At 64.7% G+C, this 14699-nt stretch carries 15 protein-coding genes; 11 read left to right on the top strand and 4 right to left on the bottom strand.

Features of this window, described 5'->3' with window-relative positions; all coding sequences use genetic code 11:
- The first annotated feature begins 2 nt into the window (after nucleotides 1–2).
- The 3 genes from BIWAKO_RS00660 to BIWAKO_RS00650 all read left to right on the top strand — a co-directional run bounded on the left by BIWAKO_RS00660 (nucleotide 3) and on the right by BIWAKO_RS00650 (nucleotide 2465).
- The gene (locus tag BIWAKO_RS00660) at nucleotides 3–731 is read left to right on the top strand and encodes an ABC transporter permease (protein WP_069882042.1); all 729 of its coding nucleotides are present in this window, start codon (nucleotides 3–5) and stop codon (nucleotides 729–731) included.
- Nucleotides 721–1524, top strand: coding sequence for an inositol monophosphatase family protein (locus BIWAKO_RS00655; protein WP_069876897.1), 804 nt, complete (start codon nucleotides 721–723; stop codon nucleotides 1522–1524). Before BIWAKO_RS00660 ends, BIWAKO_RS00655 begins: the two co-directional genes overlap by 11 nt.
- Nucleotides 1525–1619: 95 nt before the next feature.
- On the top strand, nucleotides 1620–2465 hold the full coding sequence (locus tag BIWAKO_RS00650; RefSeq protein WP_069876895.1) for an inositol monophosphatase family protein: 846 nt from the start codon (nucleotides 1620–1622) through the stop codon (nucleotides 2463–2465).
- Nucleotides 2466–2647: 182 nt separating this feature from the next.
- Here the strand turns inward: BIWAKO_RS00650 and BIWAKO_RS00645 are convergent, their stop codons facing one another.
- Both BIWAKO_RS00645 and BIWAKO_RS00640 read right to left on the bottom strand, forming a co-directional pair.
- Nucleotides 2648–4999: a xanthine dehydrogenase family protein molybdopterin-binding subunit gene (locus tag BIWAKO_RS00645; RefSeq protein ID WP_069876893.1), complete on the bottom strand. Its 2352-nt coding sequence runs from the start codon at nucleotides 4997–4999 to the stop codon at nucleotides 2648–2650.
- A gap of 320 nt (nucleotides 5000–5319) precedes the next feature.
- Nucleotides 5320–6888 carry an ABC transporter substrate-binding protein gene (locus BIWAKO_RS00640; protein WP_465247422.1) on the bottom strand — a complete coding sequence of 523 codons (1569 nt, stop codon included), beginning with the start codon at nucleotides 6886–6888 and terminating at the stop codon, nucleotides 5320–5322.
- 188 nt (nucleotides 6889–7076) lie between these two features.
- Between BIWAKO_RS00640 and BIWAKO_RS35820 the strand changes: the two genes are divergently transcribed.
- From BIWAKO_RS35820 to BIWAKO_RS00625, 4 genes are all read left to right on the top strand, one after another.
- Entirely contained in the window at nucleotides 7077–7244 is a 168-nt protein-coding gene (locus tag BIWAKO_RS35820; protein WP_176733232.1) for a hypothetical protein, read from the top strand.
- The gene (locus BIWAKO_RS00635; RefSeq protein ID WP_069876890.1) at nucleotides 7241–8167 is read left to right on the top strand and encodes a DUF1989 domain-containing protein; all 927 of its coding nucleotides are present in this window, start codon (nucleotides 7241–7243) and stop codon (nucleotides 8165–8167) included. Before BIWAKO_RS35820 ends, BIWAKO_RS00635 begins: the two co-directional genes overlap by 4 nt.
- Before the next feature lie 2 nt (nucleotides 8168–8169).
- Nucleotides 8170–9402, top strand: a complete 1233-nt coding sequence (locus BIWAKO_RS00630; RefSeq protein WP_084651089.1) for an amidohydrolase family protein — start codon at nucleotides 8170–8172, stop codon at nucleotides 9400–9402.
- 196 nt (nucleotides 9403–9598) lie between these two features.
- The gene (locus tag BIWAKO_RS00625) at nucleotides 9599–9970 is read left to right on the top strand and encodes an amidohydrolase family protein (protein WP_141739922.1); all 372 of its coding nucleotides are present in this window, start codon (nucleotides 9599–9601) and stop codon (nucleotides 9968–9970) included.
- A 223-nt stretch (nucleotides 9971–10193) separates the two neighbouring features.
- On the opposite strand, the gene BIWAKO_RS00620 is transcribed toward BIWAKO_RS00625, so the two are convergent.
- Nucleotides 10194–10382 carry a hypothetical protein gene (locus BIWAKO_RS00620; protein ID WP_069876886.1) on the bottom strand — a complete coding sequence of 63 codons (189 nt, stop codon included), beginning with the start codon at nucleotides 10380–10382 and terminating at the stop codon, nucleotides 10194–10196.
- A 126-nt stretch (nucleotides 10383–10508) separates the two neighbouring features.
- On the opposite strand from BIWAKO_RS00620, the gene BIWAKO_RS35150 reads away from it, so the two are divergent.
- Nucleotides 10509–10850, top strand: coding sequence for a hypothetical protein (locus BIWAKO_RS35150; RefSeq protein WP_141739921.1), 342 nt, complete (start codon nucleotides 10509–10511; stop codon nucleotides 10848–10850).
- Between the two features lie 221 nt (nucleotides 10851–11071).
- A complete protein-coding gene (locus BIWAKO_RS00610; RefSeq protein ID WP_069876882.1) occupies nucleotides 11072–12577 on the top strand; it encodes a phosphorylase family protein in 1506 nt (501 codons plus the stop codon).
- A 739-nt stretch (nucleotides 12578–13316) separates the two neighbouring features.
- On the opposite strand, the gene BIWAKO_RS37060 is transcribed toward BIWAKO_RS00610, so the two are convergent.
- Nucleotides 13317–13442, bottom strand: coding sequence for a hypothetical protein (locus BIWAKO_RS37060; protein WP_274533570.1), 126 nt, complete (start codon nucleotides 13440–13442; stop codon nucleotides 13317–13319).
- A gap of 203 nt (nucleotides 13443–13645) precedes the next feature.
- Here BIWAKO_RS37060 and BIWAKO_RS35815 point away from each other — a divergent pair, with 203 nt between their 5' ends.
- Nucleotides 13646–14026 carry a hypothetical protein gene (locus tag BIWAKO_RS35815; RefSeq protein ID WP_176733231.1) on the top strand — a complete coding sequence of 127 codons (381 nt, stop codon included), beginning with the start codon at nucleotides 13646–13648 and terminating at the stop codon, nucleotides 14024–14026.
- A gap of 380 nt (nucleotides 14027–14406) precedes the next feature.
- Nucleotides 14407–14676 carry a hypothetical protein gene (locus BIWAKO_RS00600; protein ID WP_069876878.1) on the top strand — a complete coding sequence of 90 codons (270 nt, stop codon included), beginning with the start codon at nucleotides 14407–14409 and terminating at the stop codon, nucleotides 14674–14676.
- The last annotated feature ends 23 nt before the right edge of the window (nucleotides 14677–14699 follow it).

Genomic DNA, 14699 nt, shown 5'->3' with positions numbered 1-14699 from the left:
TCATGGACATCTCGCTCATGATCGAGAGCATCCCGCGCCTGCTCGATGGGGCGGTCGTCACCCTGCAGCTCCTTCTGCTGACCGAGATCATCGGATTCGTGCTCGCCCTGCCGCTCGGCATTCTCTACGCGAATGGCAGCAGGGGCGTGCGGGCGCCGATCTACTGCTTCGTCTATTTCTTTCGCGGCACGCCGCTGCTCGTCCAGATCTTCATCGTCTATTACGGGCTCGCGCAGTTCGAGTTCGTGCGCGAGAGCTTTCTCTGGCCGTATCTGCGCAAGCCCTTCATTTGCGCGCTGCTGGCCTGCGCGCTGCATTCCGCCGCCTACACCGCGAATATCCTGCGCGGGGCGATCCAGGCCGTGCCGGCCGGCGAGATCGAGGCGGCGCGCGCCTGCGGCATGTCGGTCTTCCAGGTCCAGCGGCTGATCGTGCTGCCGATTGCGCTGCGCCTGATGCTGCCGGCCTATAGCAACCAGGCCATCGGCATGCTGAAGGGCACGTCGCTCGCCAGCACGATCACGCTGATGGAGCTGACGGGCGTGGCCAATACCATCGTGGCCGATACGTTCTCGCCCTATGAGATCTTCATCATGGCTGCGCTGATCTATCTCTCGATCACGCTCGTCATCACCCGTTGCTTCAAATTCGCTGAATACAGCCTCAGCAAGCACCAGCGCCCGCTCAAGAACAGCGCGGCGATCCCCGGACAGGTCAGACATGCCGACTAGCGATATCAGGAATTTCATCGCCTTCGCCCAGGAGCTGGTCGAGGCGAGCGGCGAGATCATCCGCGAGGGGGCAAGGCACAACAACGCCTTCATCTCCAAGGGCGACGACAGCCCTGTCACCGAGATCGACCGGCGTGCCGAGACCGAGATCCGCCGCCGCATCGAAGCGGCCTATCCCGGCCATGGCATCCTCGGCGAGGAGTTCGGCTCGCAGGGCATGGACGAGGATTTTGTCTGGGTCATCGATCCGATCGACGGGACCAAGGCCTTCGTCGCCGGCATCCCGGTCTTCGGCACGCTCATCGCGCTGACCCATCGCGGCGTCCCGATCCTCGGTGTCATCGACCACCCGATGACCCGGGAGCGCTGGATCGGCGCGGAGGGCTTTCCGACGACGCTGAACGGCGTGCGGGTCACGACCTCGGGGCGGCATGTTCTGTCGGAGGCGGTGATGTCGACGAGCAATATCGAGCTCTATGACGCGCAGAGCCTGCCGACCTTCAAGACCCTGCGATCCTCCGTCCATTGGTGCGTCTATGGCGGCAGTTGCTATTCCTACGGACGGCTGGCCTCCGGCGCGATCGACATCGCCATCGACCGCTTCGAGAATCCGCATGACTATCTCGCGCATGTCGCCGTGATCACCCATGCCGGTGGCGTCATGACGGATTGGGACGGCGCGCCGCTGACGATCCGCTCAGGCGGGCATTGCCTGGCCGCGGCAAATCCCGCCTTGCACGCAGCCGCCCTGCACAGGATTGCGCCCTCTGACCGAACCATGCCGGCCGCCTGACAGGGCAGGCGGTGTCGCATTCCAGATCTGCGTTCGGCCAGGCTCACGCAGCCGCGCCGGGTGCAGCACTCACAATCCCCAGCCGAGATCTCGCCATGCATGACCGCACCCGTTCCAGGAGCCATATCGTCTCGTGCATGAAGGAGGCGGCGCGGATCGGCGGCGCTTCGCTGGCCAGGAATTTTGCCAGCCTTGCCGCCCTGCCGATCCTGGAAAAGGGGCCGTCGGATTTCGTCTCGGCCGCGGATATCGAATCCGAGCAGCTGATCATCGCGCATCTCAAGGCGAAGCTGCCCGATATCGCGGTGCTCGGTGAAGAGAGCGGCGAATCCGCAGGCGCCGGCGACGGTCGCAGGATCATCATCGATCCCCTCGACGGCACCAATAACTTCCTGCACGGCATCCCGCAGTTTTCGGTGTCGCTCGCCCTGATGGAGGGCGACGAGGTGACGGCGGGTGTCACCTATCATCCGCTCAGCCACGACATGTTCTGGGCCGCGAAAGGAGAGGGCGCCTTTCTCGGCGAGCAGCGCCTCACGGGCTCGAAGCGCAACTCGCTCGCCCATGCCGTCGTCGGCACCTGCTTTCCCTATCATGGCAAAGGCGACACGGAGAAAGCCGCCCGCGAAATGGCGGCGATCATGCCGCAGGTTTCAGGGATCAGGAGCCCGGGCTCCGCTGCCCTCGAGATCGCCTATGTCGCGGAAGGGCGCTTTGACGGGTTCTGGACCTCGGGAGCCAAGCTCGATCTCTGGGACCTCGCCGCGGGCGTGATCATCGCCCGCGAAGCCGGCTGCATCGCAACCGAAATCGATGGCGAGGGCGACCCGCTTCATTGCCGAAGCCTCGTCGTCGCCCCACGCCAGTTCCACAGCCAGTTCGTCGATATCTTCCGGACCGCTTCTGCCTCGAATGATATCTGCCAGGCCCGCCTGCGATAGCGCGTCCGGCGCGGTCCGTGGAGCCTCAGAACTCGATCGACGCGCTAATGATCGGCCCGTGCTGGGTGACCTTCCACTGGAAGCCACCGTCCCGATAGTCCTGGTGCAGGACGCGATAGCCGGCGCGAACCGCGATCTCTGGCGCGAACTCGGGGAGGCGGAAGCCCCGGCGAAATGATCTCTCACGTTCCCTTGTGAATCAGCCGCCAGATCGCCTGCGGGGTCGCCGGCATGTCGACATGCCGCACGCCATAGGGCGCGAGCGCATCGACGATCGCGTTCATCACCGAGGGCAGCGAGCCGGCGCAGCCGGCCTCGCCGCAGCCCTTCGCACCGACGGGATTGGTCGCGGTCGGGCTGCCCTGGCTGGCGAATGAGAAGAAGGGCAGGTCGGCTGCGCGCGGCATCGCGTAGTCCATATAGGAGCCCGTCATGAGCTGGCCGGAATCATCATAGGCCGTCATCTCGTAGAGCGCCTGGCCGATGCCCTGCGCGACGCCGCCATGCAGCTGCCCTGCGACGATCAACGGGTTCACGATCGTGCCAAAGTCGTTGACCATGACATAGCTGACCACCGCGACCTCTCCGGTCTCAGGATCGATCTCGACCTCGGCGACATGACAGCCATTGGGATAGGCCGATGGCGCCGCCTTGAAGACATGGTCGACATCCAGGCTCTGGGGCAGCTCCTTGGGCAGGTGAGGGGCCGTCCGCACCCGTTCCGCGAGCTCCATGATGCCGATCGAGCGGTCGGTCCCGGCGATCGTGAACCGGCCGCGGCCGAATTCGAGATCGGCGACGCCGGCTTCCAGGAAATGGGCGGCCAGGAGCTTGCCCTTCTCGATGACGCGGTCGCCCGCTTCCATGATCGCCGATCCGCTCGCCATGATCGACTTGGAGCCGCCGGTGCCACCACCCGCGATCAGCCGGTCGCTGTCGCCCTGCACGAGGCGGATCTTGTCGAAGGGCACGCCGAGCTTGCTCGTCAGCACCTGGGCAAAGGGTGTCCAGTGGCCCTGTCCGTAATCGAGCGTGCCGGTGACGATGGTCACGCTGCCATCCGCCTCGAAATGCAGACCGGCCATTTCATTCGTCGGAGGCGCGGTGACTTCGAGGTAGCAGCCGATGCCGCGGCCGCGGAGCTTGCCGGCCTTCCGGCTCTGGCGCAGCCGCGCTTTATAGCCGCCCCAGTCGGCCGCCTTGAGCGCCTCTGCGAACAGGGCCGGGAAATCGCCGCTATCATAGAGCGTCCCGACCGGCGTCGCCCAGGGCAGTTGCTGCGGAGCGACGAGGTTGCGCCGCCTTAGGGCGGTCTTGTCGATGCCCATTTCCACGGCAGCGGCGTCGATCAGCCGCTCCATGAAGTAATTGCCTTCGGGCCGTCCCGCGCCGCGATAGGCGCCGATCGGCGCCGTGTTGGTGACGACGCATTTGGTCTGCACCTCGACGAGCGGAGTGCGGTACATGCCGATGCTGTTCTTGCCGATATTCGTCGTCGCCATCATCGGCCCGACCGGCGAGAGATAACCGCCCATATTGCCGATGCCGCTGAAGCGCGTCGCCAGGAACCGGCCGCGCGCATCGAGCGCCAGCTCTGCCTCGAACACCATGTCGCGGCCATGATAGTCGGAGACGAAGCTCTCGGAGCGCTGGTCGGTCCATTTGACCGGCTTCTTCAGGAGCCGGGCCGCATGCAGCAGCACGACATATTCGGGGAAGACCGAGGACTTCATCCCGAAGGAGCCGCCGACATGGCCGGTGATCAGCCGCATCCGCTCCGCCGGCACGCCCATTGCCGCGGCCAGGTTGTTGCGCATCCCGAACGCGCCCTGGCTCGGCGCATGCAGCGTGTAGCGCTTGGTCTTGCGGTCAAAAGTTCCGACCGCAGCGCGTGGCTCGATCGGGTTCACCACGATGCGGCTGTTGACGATGCGCAGTTTCGTGACATGGGCTGCGCTGGCAAATGCCGCCGCAACCTTGCCGGCATCGCCGAAATGATAGTCGAGGACGACGTTGCCGGGAACGTCGTCATAGAGCTGCGGAGCGCCTGGGGCGACGGCGTCTTCGCCGGCCGTGACGGCGGGCAGGATCTCGATGTCGAGCAGCACGGCCTCGGCCGCATCGCGCGCCTGGACGGCCGTGCGGGCCACGACCATCGCGACGGGGTCACCGACAAAGCGGACCTTGTCGGTCGCCAGGGCATTGCGGGCCGGCTTCCTGATCGGGCTGCCGTCACGGTTCGGCAGCTCGACGATGCATTTCAGCAATCCGTAGCCCTGGCCCGCGAGGTCCTCGCCCCGATAGATCGCGACGACGCCCTTCATCGCCTCGGCCTGCGAGACATCGAGGCCGCGGATTACGCCATGCGCATGCGGGCTGCGGACGAAGGCGGCGTAGAGTTGCCCCTCCAGCGAGACATCATCGGTATAGCGCCCCTCGCCACGCACGAGCACGGGGTCCTCGTTGCGCGGGACGGGCTGGCCGACCTCGAATGGCATCGTCGAAAGCTCCGCTGAGGGCGTGTGCTTATTCATCAGGAGGCACCGTGAGTAACGTGCGAGCCGACCGGCTGGCAACGCGGCTAGACTGACCCAAAATGGCGGCGCGCGCCCTGCAGATGTCGCATGGGCGGTATCCTCAGGCGGAGCAGGCCGAAATCTCAGCCGCCCTGGGGGCAGGTTCAGGTTCCGGGCGCGATCCGAAGCGGCGCGCGCCGAACGATGAGAGCGGCACGGGCGCTTTATCCGGATCGGCGTCGGCCCAGAGCAAGAGATGCGCCGCGATCGGGGATCGCGGCGCATCATGGTGGACGCAGCGTGCGGGCGGATAAATCGCCGGGCTCTGGCCCCGGCCCTTACTTCACGACGGTAAGCCACATCCGCGGCTTGTTGTCCGAGTTCTGCACCAGGGACACGATGCGCGACCGGGCGGCCCAGGCCATGGGCTGCTGATGCATAGGCAGGAACATGTGCTGGTCCTTGGCGATTTTCATCGCCGCGGTCAGCATGGCGGTGCGCTTGGTAGCATCGTTCTCGACAGCGGCCTGGGCGTTCAGGGTGTCGATCCTGTCATCGCCCCATTCGCCCCAGTTGAAGACGCCAGCCGCTGCATCCTTCTTGTGGATCACCTGCGTCAGCAGCGAGGACGAATCCAGGGTGGGCTCATTGGCCCAGCCGAAGGCGACGACGTCGAACTCGCCGCGAACACGCTTCGGCGTCTGCTGGCTGCGCGGCGCAATGCTGAGATTGGGCCGCAGGCCGATGCGCGACCACATCGAGGCGACGGCCTGGCAGAATTCCTCCTCGTTGATGAGTGCGTCGCTGGCGCAGTTCATCAGGAAGGAGAAGCCGTTCGGATATCCGGCCTCGGTCAGGAGCCGGCGCGCTTCGGCGGCGTCGAAGGGCAGGCGCTGGTCGAGTTCGGGCGTGAAGCCTGGTATCGATGGCGCGACAAGGGCACCGGTGGTGCGAGACAGGCCACGCATGGCGCGCGATTGGATCGCGGCAGCGTCGATGCCGCGATACATGGCTTCCCGCACGCGGATGTCGCGCAGCGGATTCTTGTCCTGGACATCGCTTTCCACGAGCCGCTGCCGCCAATTGAATCCGAAGAATGTCGAGCGCACCTCGTTCGCCTGGAGGACCTTGATATCCGGCGAGGCCGAGAGACGGCTCAGGTCCTGGAGCGGAGCGGAATTTGTGAAATCGATCTCGCCCGACAGCATGGCCGCGACGCGGGTCGCCGCCGATGTAATCGGCACGAACTCGATGCGCTCCAGATTATGGACGGGCTTGTCCCACCAGGCAGCGTTCCTGACGAAGACCGTCTGGGTGTCCCGTCGCCGTGAGACGACCTTGAACGGGCCGGTGCCGTTCGTGTTGTTTGTGGCGAAACCTTCGACGCCCTTGCCGGCATCGGTGGGCAGAAGGCTGTTATTCGCGACCAGCCAGGCCTTGTTGAAGATGTGGACATTGGTCAGGTCGTTCAGGAGCAGCGGATTGGGGCTGTCGAGCTCGATCTCGATGACGGAAGCGTCGAGCTTTCGCGCGCTCTTGTAGCCGTGCAGCTCGCCCCGCATGGGCGAGGTCGGATGGGTGATCCGCTCCAGCGACGCGATGACGTCATCCGCACCGAAGGGGGCGCCGTCGTGGAAGGTGACGCCCTGGCGCAAGGTGAAGCGCCAGATCGTCGGTGAGACGACCGTCCAGGCAGTGGCGAGCGCAGGCTCGATCTGCTGCTTGCCACTGTAGCGAACCAGCCCCTCATAGACATGGTTCAGCACCGACAGGGCGTAGGTATCTCCATAGGAATAGGGGTCGAGCGAGCCGATCTCACGGGGTGAACCCCATTTCAGGGTCTGCGCTTCGGCGCCCCCCATCGCGGTATGTCCGACGCCCGCCGCGAAAGCGGCTGCCATCACCATCGAAAGCAAACGGCGCATCCATTCCCTCCCTCGTTGTCGTGCGAGATCGCACTGTCGACAATAAGAGGATACGATATGGTTCTATAATCGTATGCAATAGCGATGTTGGATTGTGCCGTATTTTTAAGCATGACTGTATGCAATGTTGTGCTAGCGTCACGGCGGTGAAGCAAAAACGGCAGGCACAGATGACAACCCGTCGCGTGGTTCTTCAGCTCAATCAGCAGCAGAGCGAGTTGCTCGGCCGCGCGCTCGCCGCGACCGGGGAGCGCGACGTGCAGGCGCTCGTGAAGCTCGCCCTGCGCGAGGCGGCCGCGAAGCGGGCCTCGGCCAATGGCGGGAGCGCACGGCAATGAGGACGGAGATCGCAAGGTTCCGGCTCGAGCCCGGCACGGGCAAGGCCATTGAGGTCAAGGCCGGCCAGATTCTGCGTATCCAGCAGATCGAGGGCCAGCAATGCGTCGACTTCAACTGCTTCAATCTTCACGATTACAAGGAATTCATGCATTGCGGGCGCACGCGCACGGTGCACGGCTTCAATCCCAGCAAGGGCACCTTCCTCTGGTCCGCGCCGCCGCGCGAGCGGGCGATGCTCTATATTCTTGAAGATACCTACGGCCGGAACGATGTGCTCTTCCCGCGTTGCAGCGCCTATCTCTATGAGAGCGCGTATGGCTTCGCACGGCACACCAATTGCCACGACATCCAGGCCGAGGCGCAGCGCGAATACGGGCTGACGCCGGACGACGTGCATGACAGCTTCAACCTGTTCATGTGCACGGAGATTACCGAAGACGGATCGGCAACCATCACGCGACAGGCTTCGCGGGCCGGCGACTATGTCGATCTCCTGGCCCTGATGGATGTCCTGGCGGTGCCGAATGTCTGCGGCGCCGATATCATGCGCACGAGCAATTTCGCGCTGAAGCCGGTCGAGGTCATCATTCTCGCATCGACGGAGGAGGATCGCGCGCGCGTTCCGCGCACGCCGATCCTGTCCAGCCAGCGCACACCGCGCGACTTCAGGAATCCGACAATCAAGGCCGACCGGGAGCTGAGCCGCGATCCGGCCTACAAGCCGGAATTCACCAATGTCCCGTTGCAGCAGGTCCAGATCGAGGTCGATCTGACGGAAGAGGACATCGCGCGCCTCGAGCTGTTGCGCCACGCTGTTCACGGCGACGACGACGGGGCAGCGCTGCGCGACATCGTCTTCTCCTGGTGGGAGGCGCGCTTCCTGGCTGCGAAGAGCGGCGCTCCTGCTGTCGACGGAGCTTGAGGATGCAGGTCGCTCCAACGGGTTCGCTGCTCATCAGGCAGGTCCGCCTCTGGCGAGGCCGGGGCCTCCCTCTCTCGCCGCCGCAGGACATCCTGATCCGGGAGGGCAGGGTTGCCGCGACCGGCGACGGGCTTGCGGCGCCCGAAGGGAGCGCCGTGGAGGAGGGGCGCGGCAGGATCGTCATCCCCGGACTCGTCGAAGCCCATACCCATCTCGGCTACTCCTTGCTCGGGCTGCCCTGGTTCCGAAATGAGGTCGGTCCGGCCCTGGCCGACAAGATCCAGGCCGAGAAAGATGAACTGCGTCGGCGAAGGATCGACCCGGAGAAGCAATCGACGCGCCAGCTTGTCCGGTCGGCGGAATTGGGGTCGACCCTACTTCGCGGCCATGTCGCGATCGACACCGATGTCGGCCTGGCGCCGCTGGAAGGCGTGCTGAGATCACGGAAAGCATGCCGTGGGACGATCGAGGTGCAGACGGTTGCCTTCCCGCAGGCCGGCCTGCTCTCGCGGCCCGGCACGCTCGAACTGATGGAGGAGGCCCTTCGGCTCGGGGCGGATATCGTCGGCGGCCTCGACCCCAGCCAGATCGATCGTGACCCGCGCGGCAGCCTGGACATGACATTCGGCCTTGCCGAGCGTTCAGCCAAGCCGATCGACATCCATCTGCACGAGCCCGGAGAGCTCGGAGCCTTCAGTATCGAACTGATCCTCGAGCGCACGCGGGCGCTCGGCCTTCAGGGGCGCGTGATGATCAGCCACGCCTTCTGCCTGGGCGACATCGGCCCCGCCTATGCCGGGCGTCTGGGCGAGATGCTGGCGCGCGAGCAGGTCGCGATCATGACGACGGCGCCTCTTGCGAGGGCGTGCCCGAGCCTTGCCCTGCTGAGCTCGCTCGGCGTCATCGTCTGCTCCGGGTCGGACGGCGTCCGCGACACCTGGGGCCCCTTCAACAATGCCGATATGCTGGAACGCGCGATGCTGCTTGCTCAGCGCAACGGCTTTCGCCGCGACGATGATCTCGAGTTGGCGCTTGATAGCTGCACCTTCGGTGGAGCCCGGGCTCTGGGCGTCGCAGATTACGGGCTGCATGAAGGCGCGCGGGCCGACCTGGTTCTGCTGACGGGCGAGACACTCGCCGATGCGATCGTCTCGCGCTCGCCGAACCGGACAGTTGTCAGGCAGGGCAGGGTGATCGCGCGCCACAGCGAGATCACTGCCGCCGCCGCTGCGTAGAGGGGGGGCGGCCTCGTCCTGCGCGAGGCGGCGCGTCTCCCCGCGGCCGCCGCCGTCGTCAGCGAGCGGCTGCCCGGAAATCGCGGAAACTAGCGCCGCGCGTTGAAGCTGCGATAGGCCTCCGCCGTGGACGGCAGCGGCCAGTCCGCATAGAAGGCGCGCAGAAGCGGGTCGAGCGCCTTGACGAGAGCGCGCCGTGCCGTCTCGGCCTCGCTCGGAGGCCGCTGCCGCCGGCGACATCATCGACATGGCGACGATCGAGGCCGCTTCGGTGCTCGGAATCGACGACATCGCCGGATCGCTTGAGCCCGGCAAGGCCGCTGACATCGTCGTGCTGGATGGAAGCGGTCCGCATCTGATGTCGATGCAGCATCTCTCGAGCGAACTGCTGCGTCATGCCAGCCGGGCCGAGGTCACGAGCACGATCGTTGCGGGCAAGGTGCTCTATTCCAACGGTGCTTTCACGACGATCGATATCGACAGGCTTCGCGGCGAGGCACGGGCCGGCCCCGACCATGTCCGCGAGATCGTTGCCGGGCGTCGCTACAAGCCATTGCCGCAATGGTAGCTGCTGGCCGCAAAGCCAGACCCTGAAGCGTATCGGCGGGGGAGGCCGCAATCGCCGTCGCCGGCATCGGGCGCCTGCTCGAAGTGCATCGCGAAGCGAGCGGCGGGCGTTGTGACGCCACCTGCTCGTCGCGTGGATGTCCTGCCCCTGACTGTGGCAGAAGATGCGCTGCGAGTGGCGTGGTTATGTACCGCCGTTCAGCGCAAACCCTTGGAACGCTGCGCTACCCCAACGCCTCGCGCCGCTTCAACAGCGCGTTCAGCCGGTCCTGCTGTTCGTTGATCCGGTTCGCGATGGCTTCTTCTGCGCCCGATCCCGAGGTCGCGGTGGCCTGCTCCATCAGATCGGCGATATTCCGCCGCGCGATCGCAATCTGGTCGTCGAGATCCTGCTTGGACGCGTTCTCAGGCATTGGCTGAACCTCCGGCCCTCTGCATGCCTCGATGTCAGGTTCCGGGCCGCTGGAACCCTGCTCGCGGCGCTGACGTTAGCTGATTGTGGTCCTCCGTGTGAGGCGAAATCGCGCTGGAGGAAACCGATGAATTCAAACCCCATGCGAGCGTTCCTCTTCGGGACGGCACTGACCGCCTTGCTGTGCGCTGCCGAAGCCCGGGCCCAGTCCGCACCATCTCCTTCGATGGCCGGGCCTGAACACAAGGAGGGCACCGGGACCGGCTCGGGATCGTCGGGAATGGCGCCGCAGCAGGGCACTGGCAGCGGCGCGACACAGCATGCGCCAGGCGCCAATCGCCCCGAGCCGGGCAGGCCGCCCTCGGCCGCCGACAGCCAGCAGAACCGCGACTATGGACGGGACACGAGCCCTGGCGGACAACCGATGCATCAAAGCAACCCCAGCGGTGGCGCCGCGAAGCCCAACTGATTGCCGCACCATCGAGGTGGACCCGGAATGGACGATCCCGCCCGCGCCTGAACGAGGGCCGTGCTCGTGCCGCGCGCTCCACCGGATCTGTGTGCGCAGCTCGCAAGCGAGGCAATGCGACAGCTCGTCCCCGCAGCTATGTGATACCACGCGGACATCGACTTGAGGCGTCTCTCCCGCATGCGTAGAGTTCGCGCATCTGTTGCCGCCTGCGGTGGTGAATGTCGAATCCGGTCAATGTCCTGAGTGCGAAGGCCGCCCTGGACAACAATTATGTACTGGTCCTGACGACGAACTCCGTCGAGCGGACGGCAGTCGACCGCCTGTTCCAGGAACGGACCGTCGCAAGAATTGAACACCCGCATAACGGATCGACGCTTGGCCGGATTGGAAACCGCTTCTGTCTTCACCTGACCGGCGAAGCTGGCGCCCAGGGGGACAAATCGATCGGGCGCCTGGCGCGGCACGTTACGGGGTCATTCCTTCCGAAGCCGGCTCTCGTGGTGATCGTCGGGTTTGCCTGGGGAAATCCGGCGAAAGTGGCGCCTGGCGAGGTCGTCATCTCCCGGGAAGTCTGGGCGATCAACCGTGTGCGAATGACGGAGCAGGGCGAGGAAAGGCTTCGTATTCCCCGCGAAAGTCCGCTCGGCGACCTGAGTGATCAGGCAGAACGGCTTTTGGAGATGGGAGTAACCGGGGTGCGTGCCGGGATTCTCGCCTCATGCGAAACCTATTTTAGCCAGGATGAAGCCAGGGACCGTGTCCTTGCGCAGTATCCGGAGGTGATGGGCGGTGAGATGGAGGCCTACGACTTCGTCGCCGACCTGGGAGTGCCCTGGTTTCTTATCAAGGGGATCTCCGATGATGCTGGCAACGGGGTCAATCGAGATCGGCAGCGCGCGGCGGCAGCGGCTGCTGCTGATCTCCTCCTTCCTCTGATCGGCGATCTTGAATCCCAGGGCGCAATCCCGCCGCCTACCGAGAGCTGGGACGTGGAGCGCCTGACCGATGCGGTGATCGGCCAGGCCATACGCATCTCGCCCCCCAGCCAGGGCCGCGACGCGATTACCGACTACATCAACGACAACATGGGGCCTCGAATTGTCAGGAGGCTATGCCGCTATACCTCCGATGCCGACGCCGATGGCGGCCTGCCGGAGTGCCTGGGGGTTCTCATCATGGAAATTGCGCAAAACGCGCTTGTCCATGGCGGAGCCAGTCACGTGACCTGCGCCTTCACCGAAACATCGGTGACTGTGAGCGACGATGGCCGCCCGTTCGACCTGACGATGCTGGCGGGCAAGCGCGGCGGAGCCATCGCGTGGGACAAATTCCGGAAGCGCTATCCCGGCAGCGAACTGATTGATTTCACGCAGAGTTTCAGCGAGCGTAAGGGCAATCATTATAGTTTCAAGATGAAGAAGCTTTCCAAGGCGATACGGGATGCCCGTGAGAATTGCATGCTCGTCAGTTCGGGAGAATACGGCAGAAAGCTGAACGGGAGATTTGTATTCAACGCTGATTGTGAATGGATCTATTATGATGCGACCGAGCTTTATATGCGGTCAAAGAGCATAAATGTGACGCGGGAATTGTGTGATCTGCTCGACAATGGCAAAGGGTTGTTCATTGCCTGCCGCAACCAGGATCAGGTCCAGGATTTTGAGGGGGAGTTGAGCCAACACGCCGGGCCAAACCTCAGGGTCTTTGTCGCGAGCCGGGTCTGATGAAGACCAGACGGTGAGGATTCAGCGACTGCCCGCCTGTCCCACCCGGTAGCGTGGAGAGCGGGGTCCAGCCGTGAGACCCGGTCCGCGCCGCCTGGAACATGGTCCGTCGGCAATTTGCCGAGTTCCTCTCCGACCTCGTCGAGGGAAAGCCCGGCGCATAGCGCAAATACGGTTCTTCGCCATCGCGGTCTGGAGCACGACATTCGTCGGCGGAACCGCGATCGGCCCGGTGCTCGGCGGGGGCCTGCGCGAGCCACTTCTGGTGGGGATCGGTCTTCCTGATCAATCTTCCCGTCATGCTGCTCCTGCTGATCGCGGGGGCCGGTGGGCCGTAGCGATGCCGCCGGACGGCTCGAGATCGTCAGCGCAGCTCTGTTCCTGCCGACGATCCTTTCAGGGATCCTTGCGATCAGGCAGCTTCCGACGGCGGGGGCCCCATGCCACGGCCCTGGTCGCGGCGCTCTATCGCCCAGAGATAGGATCGGGCTGGTGCCAGCTCGCGCGCTGCCGACATTGGCGCAGCGCTGGGGCGCCGCTGCCAATGCCTCCAAAATCGAGCAGACGGTGGTCGCCTGGCTGGCGACCGCTTCTTCAGTTGAAGCGCGTTGCGTTGTGCAATGCAAACAACATCAGGGTGGCCCTTTGCGGGGCAGCGTGTTCGCGCTGGGTCAAATCCAGCCTGGCCGCGCCGCAGGGCCGCCCGCACGTCGCCGGATCAGCGACGTCGTCATGCGAGCTAGCTCCAGAAGCCTTCCTGATAGGCGCGGGGCGAGAAATCCGTCTCGTCCTGCTGCTCCTCGTGGTCCTCTTGGTGCTCGCGTTCTGTCTCGACTACGCAGTCGGAACCGTGCCTGTCCAGCATCGAATCTCTCCTTTCAGATTGTGAGGGAGGGTGCTTGGGCAGCCCCTATATGGCCATTTATGCTGCGATGCACAAGGCAGGGCGACGCGTCCTGCATGCGTTCAACGCAGGAACAAATCAGTTACAACCGTGTTGCTATGATTCTCCCGCAATGCGGAGTTGTTGTGTTTTGCCGCGATGCGGCCTTGAAGATTGGATCCGAGATGAACCGAAAGACCTTCCTTGCGAGCGTGCTGGGTGCGATCGCGATCGCAGGTGCAGCCGTTGCCTCTCCCACGCCCGCCAGTGCTGAAGCTCTGCCGGCCGGCCTGGCCGCCGGCCTCGACCAGCAGCCCGTCGAATACAGCATGACCGCCGCCAAGCAGCGCCGGCTGATGATGATGCAGGAAGCCAACCGCCAGCAGCGCTATGGTCGCGGCGGCTATAGCAATGGTCGCGGCTACGGACCGGGATACGGGCGTGGCTACGGCCCGCGGCCGGGTTACGGCCCTGGCTATGGTCCGCGCCCTGGCTATGGTCCGCGTCCCGGCTATGGCCCGCGCCCAGGTTATGGCCCGCGTCCCGGATATTACGAACGCTGGTGATGCAGAGCCTGACCGGACACGCATGTTCCGGACAGGCCTGATCATCCTCCAGGCGGAAACTCCCTATCCGCCTTGCCGATCATGGCCCGCCGTTTCCTAGGGAATGGCGGGCCTTGCATGTCCAGGCTGCTTACCGCCGCGCACCTTCCCCGGATTTCGCTGAGTTCGCTCTCTGCCCACGCTCTGCTTGATGGTCCGCCGGGCGGCAAAGGGGCTGGTTCGAACGCTCAGGGATGGGCAGGCGTGCAGCGCTGATGTCGCCGCCCGCTTATTTCAGTCTGTGACCGTGGCGGCAGTGGCGGCCGATAACCTCTGATCGGTTTGCGGACTAGCCAGGCAGCCCATTAGGGTGACGCAGGGTTTCATGTTCCGGTGACACGATGCGACCGCTCATCATATTCGCCGCCGCCATGGCCCTCGGCATCGCACTGACCATCCTGCTCGCCTTGGCGGTGAGTTTCAGCGTGGGCGCGGCTTATGTGGTTGCAGTCAAGGGCTTGCCTCTCTTCAGCACCAGCGGAAGTATCATTCCGCCTTGGTTTCAGGGAGGGGACGGGTTCGCTGCCAGCACCGTGGGATTCGTGATCGGCGCAGCACTTGGAATGCTGACATGGCGGCCGATCTGGAGGGCGAGCCTGGCCGGCTGGTAGGTCGATCGGCCGAGATTAGACAA

This window comes from Bosea sp. BIWAKO-01 (assembly GCF_001748145.1).
Taxonomy (GTDB): domain Bacteria; phylum Pseudomonadota; class Alphaproteobacteria; order Rhizobiales; family Beijerinckiaceae; genus Allobosea.
The sequence above is the reverse complement of the archived record's forward strand: the minus strand, read 5'-3'. Positions and strand labels throughout refer to the sequence as shown.

Coding starts and splice junctions, on each gene's coding strand:
- BIWAKO_RS35150 (WP_141739921.1), top strand. CDS start 10,509: ATGAATTCAAACCCCATGCGAGCGTTCCTCTTCGGGACGGCACTGACC.
- BIWAKO_RS35820 (WP_176733232.1), top strand. CDS start 7,077: ATGACAACCCGTCGCGTGGTTCTTCAGCTCAATCAGCAGCAGAGCGAG.
- BIWAKO_RS00630 (WP_084651089.1), top strand. CDS start 8,170: ATGCAGGTCGCTCCAACGGGTTCGCTGCTCATCAGGCAGGTCCGCCTC.
- BIWAKO_RS00610 (WP_069876882.1), top strand. CDS start 11,072: ATGTCGAATCCGGTCAATGTCCTGAGTGCGAAGGCCGCCCTGGACAAC.
- BIWAKO_RS00600 (WP_069876878.1), top strand. CDS start 14,407: ATGCGACCGCTCATCATATTCGCCGCCGCCATGGCCCTCGGCATCGCA.
- BIWAKO_RS35815 (WP_176733231.1), top strand. CDS start 13,646: ATGAACCGAAAGACCTTCCTTGCGAGCGTGCTGGGTGCGATCGCGATC.
- BIWAKO_RS00650 (WP_069876895.1), top strand. CDS start 1,620: ATGCATGACCGCACCCGTTCCAGGAGCCATATCGTCTCGTGCATGAAG.
- BIWAKO_RS00640 (WP_465247422.1), bottom strand. CDS start 6,888: ATGGTGATGGCAGCCGCTTTCGCGGCGGGCGTCGGACATACCGCGATG.
- BIWAKO_RS00645 (WP_069876893.1), bottom strand. CDS start 4,999: ATGAATAAGCACACGCCCTCAGCGGAGCTTTCGACGATGCCATTCGAG.
- BIWAKO_RS00660 (WP_069882042.1), top strand. CDS start 3: ATGGACATCTCGCTCATGATCGAGAGCATCCCGCGCCTGCTCGATGGG.
- BIWAKO_RS00635 (WP_069876890.1), top strand. CDS start 7,241: ATGAGGACGGAGATCGCAAGGTTCCGGCTCGAGCCCGGCACGGGCAAG.
- BIWAKO_RS00655 (WP_069876897.1), top strand. CDS start 721: ATGCCGACTAGCGATATCAGGAATTTCATCGCCTTCGCCCAGGAGCTG.
- BIWAKO_RS00620 (WP_069876886.1), bottom strand. CDS start 10,382: ATGCCTGAGAACGCGTCCAAGCAGGATCTCGACGACCAGATTGCGATC.
- BIWAKO_RS37060 (WP_274533570.1), bottom strand. CDS start 13,442: ATGCTGGACAGGCACGGTTCCGACTGCGTAGTCGAGACAGAACGCGAG.